This is a genomic window from Leclercia adecarboxylata (genome assembly GCF_023639785.1).
Taxonomy (GTDB): Bacteria; Pseudomonadota; Gammaproteobacteria; order Enterobacterales; family Enterobacteriaceae; genus Enterobacter; species Enterobacter adecarboxylatus_D.
On sequence record NZ_CP098325.1, the window covers coordinates 2,720,299 to 2,735,430 of the forward strand.

Sequence of the window (15,132 nt, forward strand, 5' to 3'; positions counted from 1 at the left end):
GTTTTAAGCGGGCGGGAAGTTGATATAAATCAACGGGAAGGCGGGCAAATTTTCGGCCCTGAATTCGCCATCCTCCAAAGTGAGTAGCGTTTTTCGGTAAAAAAGGTGTGGTTTTTCACGGTACTGCTACCCCCGACGATGCCCCTCCTCCCATTCACCTCTTCTATGGCAATTAGTGGGTAATCCTTTTGGGGTATGGGTATACTCCAGGGGTTGCCTGAGAATAGAGCCCTTGCCGAGTCCAGGCATTGTCAGGAGCCAGACTGCCCTATGTTTAAACGCTGCTTTTCACCCTTAACGCTGGTTAACCAACTGGTGCTGATTGTCATGCTGTCTACCGCCATCGGTGTGACAGGGATGGCGATCTCCGGCTGGCTGGTGCAGGGCGTTCAGGGCAGCGCCCATGCCATTAACAAGGCCGGTTCGCTGCGCATGCAGAGCTACCGCCTGCTGGCGGCGATCCCGCTGGAAGATAAAGATCGGGCACTGCTCGACGAAATGGAAGCCACGGCGTTCAGCCCTGAGCTGGAGACCGCCGCGCGTCGGGATAATCAGCAGGCCCAGCTGAAGGCTCTGCAGACTTACTGGCATACCCAGCTGATGCCCGGGCTGCGGCAGGCGCGTAACCCGGATGCGGTAGCTACGGACGTATCGGGTTTTGTTAGCCGTCTGGATAATCTGGTTTCGGCCTTCGACCACAGCACCGAGCTGCGTATTGCGCGGGTGGTATTGATGCAGCAGCTGATGGCAGTATTTATGGGCCTGCTGCTGGTGTTCACCATCCTCTGGCTGCGCGCCCGGCTGCTGCACCCCTGGCGCCAGCTGCTGGCGATGGCCCGCGCCGTGACCCAGCGTGATTTTACCCAGCGCGCGCACATTACCGGGCGCAACGAGATGGCGATGCTCGGCGAGGCGCTGAACACCATGTCCGGCGAACTGGCAGAAAGTTACGCGGTACTTGAGCAGCGGGTACAGGAAAAAACCGCCGGGCTGGAGCAGAAAAACGAGATCCTCTCCTTCCTCTGGCAGGCCAACCGCCGCCTGCACTCCCAGGTGCCGCTGTGCGAACGTCTGTCGCCGGTGCTCAACGGATTGCAGAATCTGACCCTGCTGCACGATATTGAATTACGCGTGTATGACCTGGAAGATGAAGATAACCATCAGGAATTTACCTGTCAGTCCGATGCCAGCTGCGATGAAATTGGCTGTCGCCTGTGCCCGCGCGGCCTGCCGCCCCTGACCACCAGCGGCACCACCCTGAAATGGCGCCTGGCGGATAACCTGACCCAGTACGGTATCTTACTGGCGACGCTCCCGGCCGGACGCCATCTCAGCCACGATCAGCAGCAGCTGGTGGATACGCTGGTAGAGCAACTGACCGCGACCCTGGCCCTCGACCGTCATCAGGAAAAACAGCAGCAGCTGATCGTGATGGAAGAGCGCGCCACCATCGCCCGGGAGCTGCACGACTCTATCGCCCAGTCGCTCTCCTGCATGAAGATGCAGGTCAGCTGTCTGCAGATGCAGGACGCGGAACTGCCGGAGAGCCACAAACAGCTGCTGAGCCAGATCCGCAACGAGCTGAACACCTCCTGGGTGCAGCTGCGCGAGCTGCTGACCACCTTCCGCCTGCAGCTGACGGAGCCCGGGCTGCGTCCGGCGCTGGAAGCCAGCTGCCAGGAGTTCAGCGCCCGGCTCGGCTTTACCGTCTCGCTGGACTACCAGCTGCCGCCGCGTTTTGTGCCGTCGCATCAGGCCATTCATCTGCTGCAGATTGCCCGGGAAGCGTTAAGCAACGCGCTGAAACACGCCGGGGCTACGGCGGTCTCGCTTACCGTGAGCCAGCACGGCAACCAGGTCAGACTGGTGGTCCGAGACAACGGCTGTGGCATTCCGGAGAACGCCGAAAGAAGTAACCATTATGGTCTGATTATTATGCGTGACCGCGCACAAAGCCTGCGTGGAGATTGTCAGGTCCGCCCCGGCGAATCTGGCGGAACAGACGTCATCGTCACTTTTATTCCCGAAAAGCCTCTTTTCACTGCTCAAGGAGAACATCATGTCTAATCAGGAGCCCGCTACAATCCTGTTGATCGACGACCATCCGATGCTGCGCACCGGTGTTAAACAACTTATCAGCATGGCGTCGGATATTACCGTCGTGGGCGAAGCCAGCAACGGGGAACAAGGTATTGAACTGGCCGAGGCCCTCGATCCTGATTTGATCCTGCTCGACCTGAACATGCCCGGCATGAACGGCCTCGAAACCCTGGATAAGCTGCGTGAAAAATCTCTCTCCGGGCGCGTGGTGGTTTTCAGCGTCTCCAATCATGAAGAGGACGTGGTCACCGCCCTGAAACGCGGTGCCGACGGCTATCTGCTGAAGGATATGGAGCCAGAAGAGTTGCTCAAATCGCTGCAACAGGCGGCAGCCGGTGACATGGTGCTGAGCGAAGCGTTAACCCCGGTGCTGGCCGCCAGCCTGCGCGCCAACCGCGCCACCTCCGACCGTGACGTCAGCCAGTTGACCCCGCGTGAGCGCGATATCCTGAAGCTGATTGCCCAGGGGCTGCCGAACAAGATGATCGCCCGCCGTCTGGACATCACCGAAAGTACGGTCAAAGTACACGTGAAACATATGCTGAAGAAAATGAAGCTGAAGTCACGCGTGGAAGCGGCGGTCTGGGTGCATCAGGAGCGCATTTTCTGAGGTTACTCGTCCGGCAGCAGCGTCCAGCGCGGATCGTCCTCTGGCAGCGCCAGTAGCGGCTGCGTCAGGGCAAGCGTGATCTCATTGGAGGAGACACGCTGCCCCGCCTCATCTTCCACTACCACCGACAGCCGCCAGCGGTTGCTCGCCCCCTCGCTGTTATCCCATGCCGGCAGGATAATGCTCCAGCCCTCGGTGTCACTGGCGTTCGCCGGTGAGGTGAGACTCAGGGCCTGAACATCCCCCTGCCAGTGCAGCGAATGCACGCCGTGACGGCTGCGAATGTCCAGTTTCAGCATCACCGTTTCTCCCGGCTTAAGATCCCAGGGCGGCGTCGCCAGCCACACCGAGAGGGTTTTACGCTGGCGGAACTCCAGCACCGGCAGGTTCTGGCGTTCAGGCGGATCGTAGCGGCTGCCACGCAGGGAGCGGCTTTCGGCCACTTCGCCAGCGGAGAGCTGTTTTTTAAGCGGCACCCCGAAGCGGTAGTTGAGCTTCAGGCCGAGGTTGTTCTGGCTCACCCCGCTCTCCCCCTGCTTATGTCCAGCGGAAAATGTCACCAGCGGCACCGGGGTATAATCCAGCCCAAGGTTTACCGCCAGCGGGTTATGGTATCCGGTGCCGGTCTGGAACAGATCCACGCTGTCGCCAAAATATTGTTCAAAGCTGACGCTGGTGTTGAGGTGATGCCAGAACGGCAGCCAGGCTTTGGCGGTGACATCATATCCGCGCGCCATGCGCTGCTCCTGCACCTCAGAGCTGTCACGCCAGCTGGCAAACGGCTGATAGTAGTTAGCCGACAGGCGCAGGTATTCCCCCCAGGCTTCGGCGCCCAGCCCGGCGCGCTGGAGATTCTCATCGAGCAGGTTGTCGTAAAAGGTGTTGTAACCAAGCAGCCATTTGCCCGCCACCCAGCGCTGGCCGATGCCCGCATTGCTGACCAGGCCGTCCTCCTGCTGGGTCAGGCCAAGCTGGCTCCAGGTGAGGTAGCGGTTATTGTCCTGCCAGGGGATGAACCAGCTGCCTTTGCTCCCGGTGAAGCGCCCCTCGTCGTTGACCAGCAGATCGACGCTGGCATTGCCCCACGGCGAAAGCCACGACTCAATGTGCTGATTGACCTCCTGGCTGACGGCCTCCCGCACCTGCCCCAGGGCAAACTGCCGGGCCTGCTCCTCGGTGGTCAGGCCGTTGTCGGTCATGCTGGCTTCACCGAACGCTTTCGCCATCTCCGCCAGATGCTTCTCCCCTTCTCCCGTCGGCGTCGCCATGCCTAAGTCCGGCAGGCTGTCGCCATTGTTGTCGAACGGGTTTTGCGCCTGATGGATGAAGGAATTCGGGGCAGCGTGAACGGCTCCGGCGTAACAGAGGAGGAGGAACAGCGAACGCATGCGGGGAGATACAACTATCACCGTCGTGAAAGGTAGCCTGTGTAGTCAGAAACAGAGTTAATACCTTAACGTGATTGAGGAAAAATGACAGCGCTGTGGGAAATTTCAGGAATATCCTGAAGTTTTATTGCCGGGTGGCGCTGCGCTTACCCGGCCTACGCGGGTAAGCGCAGCGCATCAGGCGATCAGGCCCGCACGGAAAGCATCCCCTTCAGCTCCGGCACGCAGGAGCCGCAGTTGGTGCCGCAGCGTAACGTTGCCCCCAGCGCCGCGGCGGAGTCGCATCCTTCGGCAATCGCCTCACGAATGGCGTTTTCGCCCACGCTAAAACAGCTGCAGATAATGCGCCCCTGCTCCACGCGCTCGCCGGGATTCTGTCCGTTCAGCAGGGCGTGACGCTCCGCCAGTTCTACCGGCGCGGTGTGAAATGCCGCCTCGATAACGTTATGCGCCAGCCCCGGCAGATGAGTGCCTTGCCAGAAGCCGAGCATAAGTTCCCCCTGATGCCAGGCAAGCAGACTGCTGCGCTCGCCGGTCCGGGCGATTTGCAGCTGCCAGCCCTGCCCGCTGCAGTGCGCTAACAGCCAGTCCCACAGCGGCTTATCCCCGGCCAGGGTCAGGCGTGATACCCCGGTCGCCGCCTTGCGCCACCAGCAGACAAACCCCGGCAACGTCAGCGCGGCCCGGCTGTAAAGCTCCCCCTGCCAGGCGGGCTGCCACGGCATCAGCCGCACTGCCGTCTGCTTGCTCTCCGGCTGACCGGAATGGGGATCGCAGCGCCCTTCCACCACTGCATTGACCTTACCCTGGCGGGAAAAGCAGCTGTTCCAGTGCATCGGAACGAACAGTTGCCCGGCGGGCTGGCCGTCGTTGATCCGCGCCCGGGCCACCATCAACCCGCGCGGGGCGCTGATCCGCGCCAGCTGTCCCTCCTGCATTCCCAGCCGGGCGGCATCCTGCGGCGAGATATCCACCGTCGGCTCATCGCTGTGCTGCATCAGGCGCGGCACGTAGCCGGTGCGGGTCATGGTGTGCCACTGATCGCGAATGCGTCCGCTGTTGAGGGTAAAGGGATAGAGCACACTCCCGGTGGCGCCGTGGCGCTGCGGGATAACGGGGATCAAGCGCCCACGCGTGAAGACCTCGCGGTTGACGGGCCACTGCCAGGGCGTCAGCCCGTCCCACGCGTCGCGGGTCAGCTGCGCCAGCGCCGCAAGGTTCAGCATCCGCTCGCCCTGATTCTCAAACGCCGTCAGGGCAGCGTGTTCGGTGAAGATGGCGTGGGGATGGTCCCAGGCGAACGCCGCGCCATGGCCCAGCCGCTCAGCGATGCGGGCGATGATCCACCAGTCGGGTTTTGCTTCGCCAGGTGCTGGCAGAAAGGCGCGCTGGCGGGAGATGCGGCGTTCGGAGTTGGTCACCGTACCCTCTTTTTCGCCCCAGCCCAGCGCCGGGAAGCGGATGTGGGCGAAGCGGCTGGTGTCAGTGTCGCGCATCACCTCCGAGACCATCACCAGCGGACAGGCGGCCAGGGCCTGACACACCGCATGGCTGTCCGGCAGGGAGACCGCCGGGTTGGTCCCCATGATCCACACCGCCTTCACTTCGCCACGGGCAATGGCTTCAAACAGCTCCACCGCCATCAGCCCCGGGGTCTGCGCCAGCCGCTCGGTTCCCCAGAAACGGGCCACGCGGCTCAGATCGTCCGGGATGAAGTTCATGTGCGCCGCCAACTGGTTCGCCAGCCCGCCGACCTCGCGCCCGCCCATCGCATTGGGCTGACCGGTCAGCGAAAACGGCCCGCAGCCCTCGCGGCCAATTTTACCGCTCGCCAGATGGACGTTGATTATGGCATTGCACTTGTCGCTGCCGCTGGTGGACTGGTTGATCCCCATGGTGTAGAGCGTCACCGCCCGCGGGGCGGCGGTAAACCAGCTGTAGAACGTTGCAACGTCGTCCGGCGGCAGGCCGCAAAAATTGGCCACCCGCTCAGGCGGCCAGTCACCGGCCTGGGCAGGATCAATGGCGTTGAGCAGGCCGACAAACAGCCCCGCATCGCTACCCGGCGTCAGGGCCAGATGCAGGTCGGCGATATCGCAGGTCGCGGTGCGGCGCGGGTCGATCACCACCACCTTCAGCGCCGGATTAGCGGCGCGCGCCTGCACCAGCCGCTGATAGAGCACCGGATGGGTCCAGGCGGCATTTGAACCCACCAGCACCACCAGATCGGTTTTTTCGACGTCCTCATAGCTGCACGGCACCACGTCTTCGCCGAAGGCCCGCTTGTAGCCCACCACCGCCGAGGACATGCACAGCCGGGAGTTGGTGTCGATATTGGCCGCGCCGATAAAGCCCTTCATCAGCTTGTTGGCAGCGTAGTAATCCTCCGTCAGCAGCTGGCCCGAGGCATAAAAGGCCACCGCCTGCGGCCCGTATTTGTCGATAATGTCCCGCAGCCGCTCTCCCGCGAGATCCAGCGCCTGCTCCCAGCTCACCGGCTGGTCGTTCACCTCCGGTTGCAGCAGGCGGCCCGCCAGGCCGGTGGTCTCCCCGAGCGATGAGCCTTTCACACACAGGCGGCCAAAGTTGGCCGGGTGGCTGTCGTCGCCGCGCACGCTTACCTCGCCGTTTTCAACCCGGGCGATCACCCCGCAGCCCACGCCACAGTAAGGACAGGTCGTCTGGGTTTCCGTCATGACGCCTCCGCACGCATCACTAATTCTTCGCTGCCTACCAGCACCCGGTCACCGTCAATTTTCACCGGCCAGGCGCGCACCGCCACTTCACCGGTGTCGAGCAGGCGGCCGTCCCGCAGGCGGATCCGGGTTTTATACAGCGGAGAGATCACCACCGGCTCTCCCCCGGCATCCCCGAGAATGCCCCGCGACAAGACGCTGGCGCTGCCGCCCGGCTCCCTGTCTTCCAGGGCATAAATCGATTTGCCGAAGCGGAAAAGCGCAATGGGCTGCGTACCCAGACGGGCACCGATTCCCGCCTGCTCCGGGATCTCCTCCAGGGTGCAGATATCCTGCCAGCGTCTGGATGGCGCAGGGGCGGCATCCAGGGTGCGGAACTGCGCCAGACGGCCCGGATCCTGGAGTGTGGTCTGCCATTCGCACTGATAGGTATCCACCACCCGCTGCATCTCCAGCTCCAGCTCGGCGGCAATGCCGAGGCTGTCGTCGACGATCACCTCCCGCAGGTACGCCAGCCCCCCCTCAAGGTTATCCATCCAGGTGCTGGTGCGCTGCAGGCGATCCGCGGTGCGGATGTAGAACATCAGGAAACGGTCAACGTAGCGCAACAGCGTGGCGTCATCGAGATCGCTGGCAAAGAGATCCGCGTGGCGCGGCTTCATGCCGCCGTTGCCGCAGAGATAGAGGTTCCAGCCCTTGTCGGTGGCAATGACCCCCACGTCCTTGCTCTGGGCTTCGGCACACTCGCGGGTGCAGCCCGACACCGCCATCTTGATTTTGTGCGGCGCGCGCAGTCCCTTGTAGCGGTTCTCCAGGGTCACCGCCAGCCCGGTGGAGTCCTGCACCCCGTAGCGACACCAGGTGGAGCCGACGCAGGATTTCACCGTACGCAGGGATTTCCCGTAGGCGTGGCCGGTCTCAAACCCGGCGTCAATCAACAGCTGCCAGATCTCCGGCAGCTGTTCCAGCCGGGCGCCAAACAGGTCGATACGCTGCCCGCCGGTAATTTTGCTGTACAGCTGATAGCGTTTGGCGATCTGGCCGATGGCGATCAGCCCGTCGGCGGTGACTTCGCCAGCGGCCATACGCGGTACAATGGAGTAGGTGCCGTCTTTCTGGATGTTGGCAAAGTAGCGGTCGTTGGTGTCCTGCAGCGGCAGGTGGGCCGGTTTCAGCAGGTACTCATTCCAGCAGGAGGCCAGCACCGATCCCACCAGCGGCTTGCAGATCTCACACCCGTGCCCCTGACCGTAGCGGCTAATCAGCTGGTCAAAGGTATGGATGCGGTTGACGCGCACCAGGTGGTAGATCTCCTGGCGCGAATACGCGAAGTGCTCGCAGATGTCCTTTTTCACCTCAACGCCCTGGGCCGCCAGCTGGAACTCCATCACCTGTTTCACCAGCGCGCTGCAGCCGCCGCAGCCGGTGGCCGCTTTGGTGCACTGCTTCACCGCCCCAATGTCGGTCGCACCGTTGCTCACCGCCTGGCAGATATCGCCTTTGCTGACGTTGTGACAGGAGCAGATCTGCGCGCTTTCCGGCAGGGCCGCCACGCCCAGCGCTTTCGGGGCGCTGCCAGCCACGGCGGGCAGGATCAGGGTTTCAGGATCCTTGGGCAGCTTGATGTCGTTAAGCATCATCTGCACCAGGGTGGCGTATTCGCTGGCATCCCCCACCAGCACGCCGCCGAGCAGGGTTTTGTTATCGGCGCTGACCACGATCTTCTTGTAGATCTGCTGCGGGCCGTGGGTCCACTGGTAGCTCTGGGATCCCGCCGTGCGGCCATGGGCATCGCCAAACGAGGCCACGTCCACGCCCAGCAGCTTCAGTTTGGTGCTCATATCTGCGCCCATAAAGGCGTTCTCTTCTCCCGCCAGCGCGGCAGAGGCCACGCGCGCCATCTGGTAGCCAGGGGCCACCAGGCCGTAGATTTTGCCCTCCCAGAGGGCGCATTCGCCAATGGCGAACACATCCGCATCCGAAGTGCGGCACTGGTTGTCGATGGCGATCCCGCCGCGCTCCCCAAGGTCCAGACCGCATTCGCGGGCCAGGGCATCCTGCGGGCGGATCCCGGCGGAGAAGACCACCATGTCTGTGGCCAGTTCGCTGCCGTCGGCGAAGCGCAGGACCATTCCGCTGTCGGTTTCGGCGATCTCCGTTGTCGCCTTGCTGGTATGCACCCCCACGCCGAGGGCTTCGATTTTACGTCGCAGCATGGCAGCCCCGTCGTTATCGAGCTGCACCGCCATCAGGTTGGGGGCAAACTCCACCACGTGGGTCTCCAGCCCAAGCTGTTTCAGGGCGTTGGCCGCCTCCAGCCCCAGCAGCCCGCCGCCGATCACCACGCCGGTGCGCGAACCTCTGGCGCAGGCGGCGATGTTATCCAGATCGTCAAGGGTGCGGTAAACAAAGCAGCCCGGCAGGTCGCGCCCCGGCACCGGGGGCACGAACGGGTATGACCCGGTGGCGAGCACCAGCTTGTCCCAGTGGGTTTCATGCCCGGCGGCCGTGCGGATCACCCGGGCGTCGCGATCGATAGCCACCACCTGTTGGGAGAGGCGCAGTTCAATGCCGTTATCGGCAAAGAAATCCCCGGCGACCATCGACAGCGAGTCGGCGCTGCGCCCGGCAAAGTATTCGGAAAGATGGACGCGATCGTAGGCGGCATAGCGCTCTTCACCGAAGACCACGATCTGATACTGCTGATGCAAACCGCGGTTGACGCAGTCTTCAAGAAAATGGTGGCCGACCATACCGTGTCCAACCACAACCAGAGTAGGTTTTGTCATAGCGTTCTGCCCTGCAACCTGCGGCTGCGTAGTGAATCGATCGAACAGCCAGTCCGCCTGGGCGGGTTCTGACGTTGCCAGTAAATCGGTAAGGGTGGCCGCGCTGCGACACTCCCCCATCAGCAGCACGCCTGCCAGCGTGCCGTTGCGAACCAGTAAGCGGCGGTAGTGGCGGGTCAGCGGATCCCAGCTGCTCCACACCGCGTCATCGGGTTGCGCGCTCACCTCTCCGGCGCTGAACAGCTCAATGCCGGTGACCTTCAGGCGCATGCCGCTTTGCGTCGGGGTAAATGGGGTGACGCGCTCGCCCGCGAGACGGGCGGCGAGGATCTCCGCCTGAGCCAGACAGGGCGCCACCAGCCCCCAGGTCTGCCCGTCGATTTCGCAGCACTCGCCGATAGCGCTGATGCCCTCCAGCGCGGTGCGCATCTGGTTATCCACCCGGATCCCGCGTCCGCACGGCACATTGCTTGCCTTCGCCAGCTGGATGTTGGGCGTGACGCCCGTTGCCAGCACCACCCGCGTGGCGGCCAGAGTGCGTCCGCTGGTGAGGGTGACGCTGTCGGGGGTTATCTGCGCAATACCGGCGTTCAGCTCACAGCCGATACCCCGCGCCGAGAGCGCCTCCTCCAGCAGCAGCCCGGCGTGCTGATCCAGCTGCTGTTCCATCAGCCACGGGCCGCGATGCACTAACGTGACGTTGTCACACTGAAGGCGTAACGCCGCTGCCGCCTCCACGCCCAGTACGCCGCCGCCCAGGATCACTGCCGGGCCGGGCGTCGCCAGAATGGCGTTCACGTCATCCAGGGTGCGGAAGGTAAACACGTGGGGCAATTCGCTTCCGGGTATCGGCGGCACAAACGGCTGGGATCCGGTGGCGAAGACCAGCTCATCCCACCCCAGGAGGCGCTTATCGGTGCGCAACATCCGCGCCGCGGACTCCAGGCCCAGCACCCGTTCGCCGCACAGCACCCTGACGCCCCGCGCCTGATACCAGGCATCATCATGAAGCTGGGTGGCCGCCGCGGCTTTCTCGCCCCCGAGCACAGGGGAGAGCAGGATGCGGTTATAGGCGGGCACCCGTTCGTCGCCGATGACGGTGATGTCGAAGCGCCCGGGGGCGCGGTCGGTCAACGACTCAATCAGCCGCGTTGCCGCCAGTCCGTTTCCAATAATGACCAGGCGCATGGTGGTGCTCCTCAGGCCGCTTTCGGCTGTTTTTCGTAGAGGAAGTGCAGGATCTGCTGGCGCATATGGTGATAGCGGCTGTCTTCCGCCAACTGCACCCGGTTACGCGGACGCGGCAGATCGACGCGCAGGATCTCACCCACCGTCGCCGCCGGGCCGTTGGTCATCATCAGCACCCGATCCGAAAGCAAAACGGCCTCGTCCACGTCGTGGGTGATCAGCACGATGGTGGTATTCAGCTCCTGCTGGATGTGCATCACCGAATCCTGAAGATGGGCGCGGGTCAGGGCGTCGAGGGCGCCGAACGGCTCATCCATCAGCAGCACTTTTGGCTTCATCGCCAGGGCGCGGGCGATGCCCACCCGCTGCTTCATGCCGCCGGAGATCTCCCCCGGGCGCTTGTGAATGGCGTGCCCCATCTGCACCCGCTCGAGGTTATGTTCGATCCACTCCCGGCGTTCGGCTTTGTTCATGCTGCGACGGAACACCTGATCCACCGCCAGCGCCACGTTGTCGAAGCAGGTCAGCCACGGCAGCAGGGAGTGGTTCTGGAACACCACCGCCCGCTCCGGCCCCGGCCCGGCGATCTCGCGGTTATCGCAGAGAAGCCCGCCTTCGGTCGGCAGAGTGATGCCGGCGATCAGGTTCAGCAGGGTGGATTTGCCGCAGCCGGAGTGCCCGATCAGGCTGATGGTCTCCCCTTCGTGAATATCAAAAGAGACGTTCTGCAGTGCCAGAAACTCGCCGCTGGCGGTGGAAAAACGCTGGCTGACGGCCTGGACCTGAATAAGAGGTTTCATCGTGTGCTCCTTATTTTTCCTGCCAGCTGAAACGACGGGCAATCAGCATCAGCCCCTGCTCCAGCAGCAAACCCACCACGCCGATAATGACGATGGCGATGAGAATGTTTTCAACGTTGAGGTTGTTCCACTCGTTCCAGATCCAGAACCCGATGCCTAAGCCCCCGGTGAGCATCTCGGCGGCGACAATCACCAGCCAGGCGATACCGATGGAGAGCCGCACCCCGGTCAGCACCGCGGGCAGCACCGCCGGGAAGAGAATGCGGCGCATCACCGTCCACTCAGAGAGCTGCAGCACCCGGGCCACATTAAGGTAATCCTCCGGGATGCGGCGCACCCCTTCGGCGGTGTTGATGACCATCGGCCAGATCGAGCAGATAAAAATGGTCCAGCTGGAGGCGGGCTCCGCCTTCTGGAACAGCAGCAGGCCGATGGGCAGCCAGGCCAGGGGGCTGACCGGGCGCAGCAGGGCGATCAGCGGGGTGAACATGCGGGACATAAAGGTGAAGCGGCCAATCATAAAGCCCAGCGGAATGCCCACCATCGCCGCCAGGCCAAAGCCGATGGCCACGCGCTGCAGCGAGGCCAGCACGTTCCAGCCCACCCCCATGTCATTCGGGCCGTCGCGGTAGAAGGGATCGGCAAACAGCGTCAGGGCCGAGTCGAGGGTGCTGAGCGGCGTCGGGAACCCTTTGCTGTTGATGGCCGCCAGCTGCCAGGCAATCACCAGCAGCCCCAGGCCGAGCAGCGCCGGGATTAGGCGCTGAAGCAGATCGTTGATCCGGCGGGCAAACGCCGGGGTGCGACGGCGCACCTGCACCGGCGGGAGAGCAATCACTTCACCGCTGACCGGCTCGGCGGGTACGGCTTTGGTGTTAACGTTTTTCATATCAGGCCCCTGTACGGTGAATAGCGAAACTGTTGGCGTACCCCTCTGGATCGGTGCCGTTCCAGACGGTACCGTCCATCAGGATGCTGCTGCGCAGCGGCGAGGACGGCGCGCGAATGCCCCCTACTGCCGTGGCGGCGTCCTGCCAGACGTCGGTGCGGTTGATGCGCTGCGCGATGGCGGCGTAGTCCGGGTCGGTTTTCAGCAGTCCCCAGCGGCGGAACTGGGTCAGGAACCACATCCCGTCGGAGTGCCACGGGTAGCTCACTGCTCCGTCCTCAAAGAAGCGAATCGGGTTGGCATCCTGCCAGCGGTTGCCGATCCCGCTGTCGTACTCGCCCAGCATGCGGCCGGTGAGGTACTGCTCTTTGGTGTTGAGCCAGGCGCGACGGGCCAGCAGTTGGGCGGTTTCCTCTTTGTTCTGCGGCGAGGCGTCGATCCAGCGCTGGGCCTCCATCATTGCGCTCACCAGCGCCCGGGCGGTGTTCGGATACTGCTCCACCCACTCGCTGCGGGTGCCGAGCACTTTTTCGGGATGTTCCGGCCAGATGGACTGGGACGTGGCGGCGGTAAAGCCGATGCGATCGTTAATGGCGCGGGCGTTCCACGGCTCGCCGACGCAAAAGCCGACCATGTTGCCGATGCGCATGTTCATCACCATCTGCGGCGGCGGCACTACCACGGTGCGCACGTCGTCAAACGGGTTGATCCCCGCGCTCGCCAGCCAGTAGTAGAGCCACATGGCGTGGGTGCCGGTAGGAAAGGTATGGGCGAAGGTGTAAGTGCCTGGCGCCTGCCGGGCGATAAGCGTTTTCAGCCCCTCAACGTCGCGCACGCCCTGCTCTGCCAGATCGCTCGACAGGGTGATCGCCTGCCCGTTGCGGTTGAGGGTCATCAGGTTGGCCATCGGTTTGACTTTCCCGGCGATCCCCAGCTCCAGACCGTACAGCAGGCCATAGAGAATATGCGCGGCGTCCAGCTCTCCGGCGACCAGTTTGTCGCGAACCGCCGCCCAGCTGGCCTCTTTCGTCGGCACCAGGGTGAAGCCGTATTTTTTATCGAACCCTTTATATGCCGCGATCGCCAGCGGCGCGCAGTCGGTCAGCGGAATAAAGCCGACGCGCACGGTATCGAGTTCCGGTTTATCGGAGCCTGCGGCCCACGCAGCCTGCATCACGCCCGGCAATATAAGCGCCCCGCCAGCCAGCGCGCTGGCCTGTAAAAAACGTCGTCTTGTCCATTCCACCATGCTCACTCCCGAAAAAATGGCAAAAAAAAGCGCCCGGCAGTGCCGGAGCACTGCAGGACGCCTTTATCCTTAATCACGACACGCCGCCGTTGGCGCGTCGTTAAAATTGTTATGTTGAGTAATGCAAGGGTAATGCCAGGTTTTAACTGGTTAAAATAGGGGCCTTTTCAGCCAGCAGGCTGAGGGGACGCACCTCAACCATGCAGACGTTGCCCAGCCGGAGTGCAATCACTGCTGCCACAGGGCTTTCACCGTCAGCAGTGCGCGGGCGATATCCACCATCCGCTGGTTTTTATCCATCGCCATCTTGCGCAGCTGGCACCAGGCCTGCTCCTCGCTCATCTGCTGATGGGTCATCAGCACGCTTTTGGCCTTCTCGATGACTTTGCGCTCCTCCAGGGTGTCGCGCATTGAGGCCAGCTGGCGGGAGAGCTGTTCGATCTCCTGCGCCTGCTGGCGCACCAGCGGTAGCAAGGGTTTCTGTGGGTAGAGGGCCAGCGGCTCATCCGTTTGCGGCTCTGCGGGCAGGGCGTCATCGGCCCGGCTAATCAGCGTCTCCACCGCCAGCATCAGGTCGGCGATCTGCATCTCTTCAAGGGTACGCAGCTGCTCCAGACGTTCGGTTTGCAGCGAAAACCAGTGCAGGGCCAGCACGCCCTGATCCGCTGCGGGTTGCCGGGTACAGGCCTGCCGCCGGAGCTGTTCAACTTCAGCCCCCGGCACGCTGAGGGTGAAATGGTCATGCAGGCTGGCAGGCGTGAGAGAGAGGAAGATCTCGAAACAGGTTTGCTGCCCGTCGATTCTATCCACCAGCGTCTGGCGCATTTCATCGCTGAAATAGCCCTGGGTAAAGCCAATCGCCCCCAGCGCCCGCTCCTGCCCCACCAGCTCTTTCCCCTGCATCAGGCTGTAGAGCGCGACAAATCTGCCCGCGATTTGCGGATCGTCAATGCTGTCATTGAGTTGCGGCACAATACTGAGCAGGTTACGCAGCATGCGGCCGTAGCGCTCCATCGCCGTTGTGGCCGGCAGCGCGCAATCCGCAATCGCCTCACGCAGGGCAGGAAGTTGCTCCAGGCTTTGCAGGGCGTTAGCCACGCGCTCGCACAGGGCACCGCTGGCCATAAGCGGCGTGCCAAGGGCCTGCTGCAACGCCTGCAAATTTTCGTCCACCAGCGCACGGCTGGCTTTACACTCCAGAGCATACAGCGCCCCCTGAGAGCAGAGCCAGATGTTGGAGGCCCCGCGCTCGCACTGTAGCATGTGGGCAAGATGGCTGATCCGGCTCACAAGCGTCCCCAGCTGCGCCAGTTTGCACAGCTGCGCTTTACGCAGCAGCCTGGCCTGCTGGAACCATTCTGTGGCGCCGGGTGGACGGGCCGTATTTATCGTCATGCTTACTCTCCCGGATCGATAGCTGCCG

The 15,132-nt window shown here is 63.0% G+C and carries 9 protein-coding genes; 2 read left to right on the plus strand and 7 right to left on the minus strand.

Annotated features, from left to right (window positions below):
• The first annotated feature begins 270 nt into the window (after positions 1-270).
• Together narX and narL are read left to right on the plus strand one after the other, a co-directional pair.
• The gene (gene narX / locus NB069_RS12960; RefSeq protein ID WP_250584133.1) at positions 271-2,067 is read left to right on the plus strand and encodes a nitrate/nitrite two-component system sensor histidine kinase NarX; all 1,797 of its coding nucleotides are present in this window, start codon (positions 271-273) and stop codon (positions 2,065-2,067) included.
• Positions 2,060-2,710 (plus strand): two-component system response regulator NarL, encoded by a 651-nt coding sequence (gene narL / locus NB069_RS12965; RefSeq protein ID WP_039030700.1) that lies wholly within the window; start codon positions 2,060-2,062, stop codon positions 2,708-2,710. Before narX ends, narL begins: the two co-directional genes overlap by 8 nt.
• Positions 2,711-2,712: 2 nt before the next feature.
• Here the strand turns inward: narL and NB069_RS12970 are convergent, their stop codons facing one another.
• The 7 genes from NB069_RS12970 to nasR form a co-directional block, all read right to left on the minus strand.
• Positions 2,713-4,098 carry a YchO/YchP family invasin gene (locus tag NB069_RS12970; protein WP_250584135.1) on the minus strand — a complete coding sequence of 462 codons (1,386 nt, stop codon included), beginning with the start codon at positions 4,096-4,098 and terminating at the stop codon, positions 2,713-2,715.
• Positions 4,099-4,283: 185 nt separating this feature from the next.
• Positions 4,284-6,794 carry a nitrate reductase gene (locus NB069_RS12975; protein WP_250584137.1) on the minus strand — a complete coding sequence of 837 codons (2,511 nt, stop codon included), beginning with the start codon at positions 6,792-6,794 and terminating at the stop codon, positions 4,284-4,286.
• A complete protein-coding gene (nirB, locus tag NB069_RS12980; RefSeq protein ID WP_250584139.1) occupies positions 6,791-10,771 on the minus strand; it encodes a nitrite reductase large subunit NirB in 3,981 nt (1,326 codons plus the stop codon). Before nirB ends, NB069_RS12975 begins: the two co-directional genes overlap by 4 nt.
• A gap of 11 nt (positions 10,772-10,782) precedes the next feature.
• Positions 10,783-11,571, minus strand: coding sequence for an ABC transporter ATP-binding protein (locus tag NB069_RS12985; protein WP_250584141.1), 789 nt, complete (start codon positions 11,569-11,571; stop codon positions 10,783-10,785).
• A 10-nt stretch (positions 11,572-11,581) separates the two neighbouring features.
• Positions 11,582-12,460 (minus strand): nitrate ABC transporter permease, encoded by an 879-nt coding sequence (gene ntrB, locus NB069_RS12990; RefSeq protein ID WP_250584143.1) that lies wholly within the window; start codon positions 12,458-12,460, stop codon positions 11,582-11,584.
• 1 nt (position 12,461) lies between these two features.
• Positions 12,462-13,709, minus strand: coding sequence for a CmpA/NrtA family ABC transporter substrate-binding protein (locus tag NB069_RS12995; RefSeq protein WP_250584145.1), 1,248 nt, complete (start codon positions 13,707-13,709; stop codon positions 12,462-12,464).
• A 228-nt stretch (positions 13,710-13,937) separates the two neighbouring features.
• Positions 13,938-15,104, minus strand: a complete 1,167-nt coding sequence (gene nasR / locus NB069_RS13000) for a nitrate regulatory protein NasR (RefSeq protein ID WP_250584147.1) — start codon at positions 15,102-15,104, stop codon at positions 13,938-13,940.
• Positions 15,105-15,132 lie beyond the last annotated feature (28 nt).

What these genes read in the sequence shown, in the direction of transcription:
- NB069_RS12985 (WP_250584141.1), bottom strand. Translation starts at nt 11,571, where the DNA reads ATGAAACCTCTTATTCAGGTCCAGGCCGTCAGCCAGCGTTTTTCCACC.
- ntrB (WP_250584143.1), bottom strand. Translation starts at nt 12,460, where the DNA reads ATGAAAAACGTTAACACCAAAGCCGTACCCGCCGAGCCGGTCAGCGGT.
- NB069_RS12970 (WP_250584135.1), bottom strand. Translation starts at nt 4,098, where the DNA reads ATGCGTTCGCTGTTCCTCCTCCTCTGTTACGCCGGAGCCGTTCACGCT.
- narL (WP_039030700.1), top strand. Translation starts at nt 2,060, where the DNA reads ATGTCTAATCAGGAGCCCGCTACAATCCTGTTGATCGACGACCATCCG.
- NB069_RS12975 (WP_250584137.1), bottom strand. Translation starts at nt 6,794, where the DNA reads ATGACGGAAACCCAGACGACCTGTCCTTACTGTGGCGTGGGCTGCGGG.
- narX (WP_250584133.1), top strand. Translation starts at nt 271, where the DNA reads ATGTTTAAACGCTGCTTTTCACCCTTAACGCTGGTTAACCAACTGGTG.
- nirB (WP_250584139.1), bottom strand. Translation starts at nt 10,771, where the DNA reads ATGCGCCTGGTCATTATTGGAAACGGACTGGCGGCAACGCGGCTGATT.
- nasR (WP_250584147.1), bottom strand. Translation starts at nt 15,104, where the DNA reads ATGACGATAAATACGGCCCGTCCACCCGGCGCCACAGAATGGTTCCAG.
- NB069_RS12995 (WP_250584145.1), bottom strand. Translation starts at nt 13,709, where the DNA reads ATGGTGGAATGGACAAGACGACGTTTTTTACAGGCCAGCGCGCTGGCT.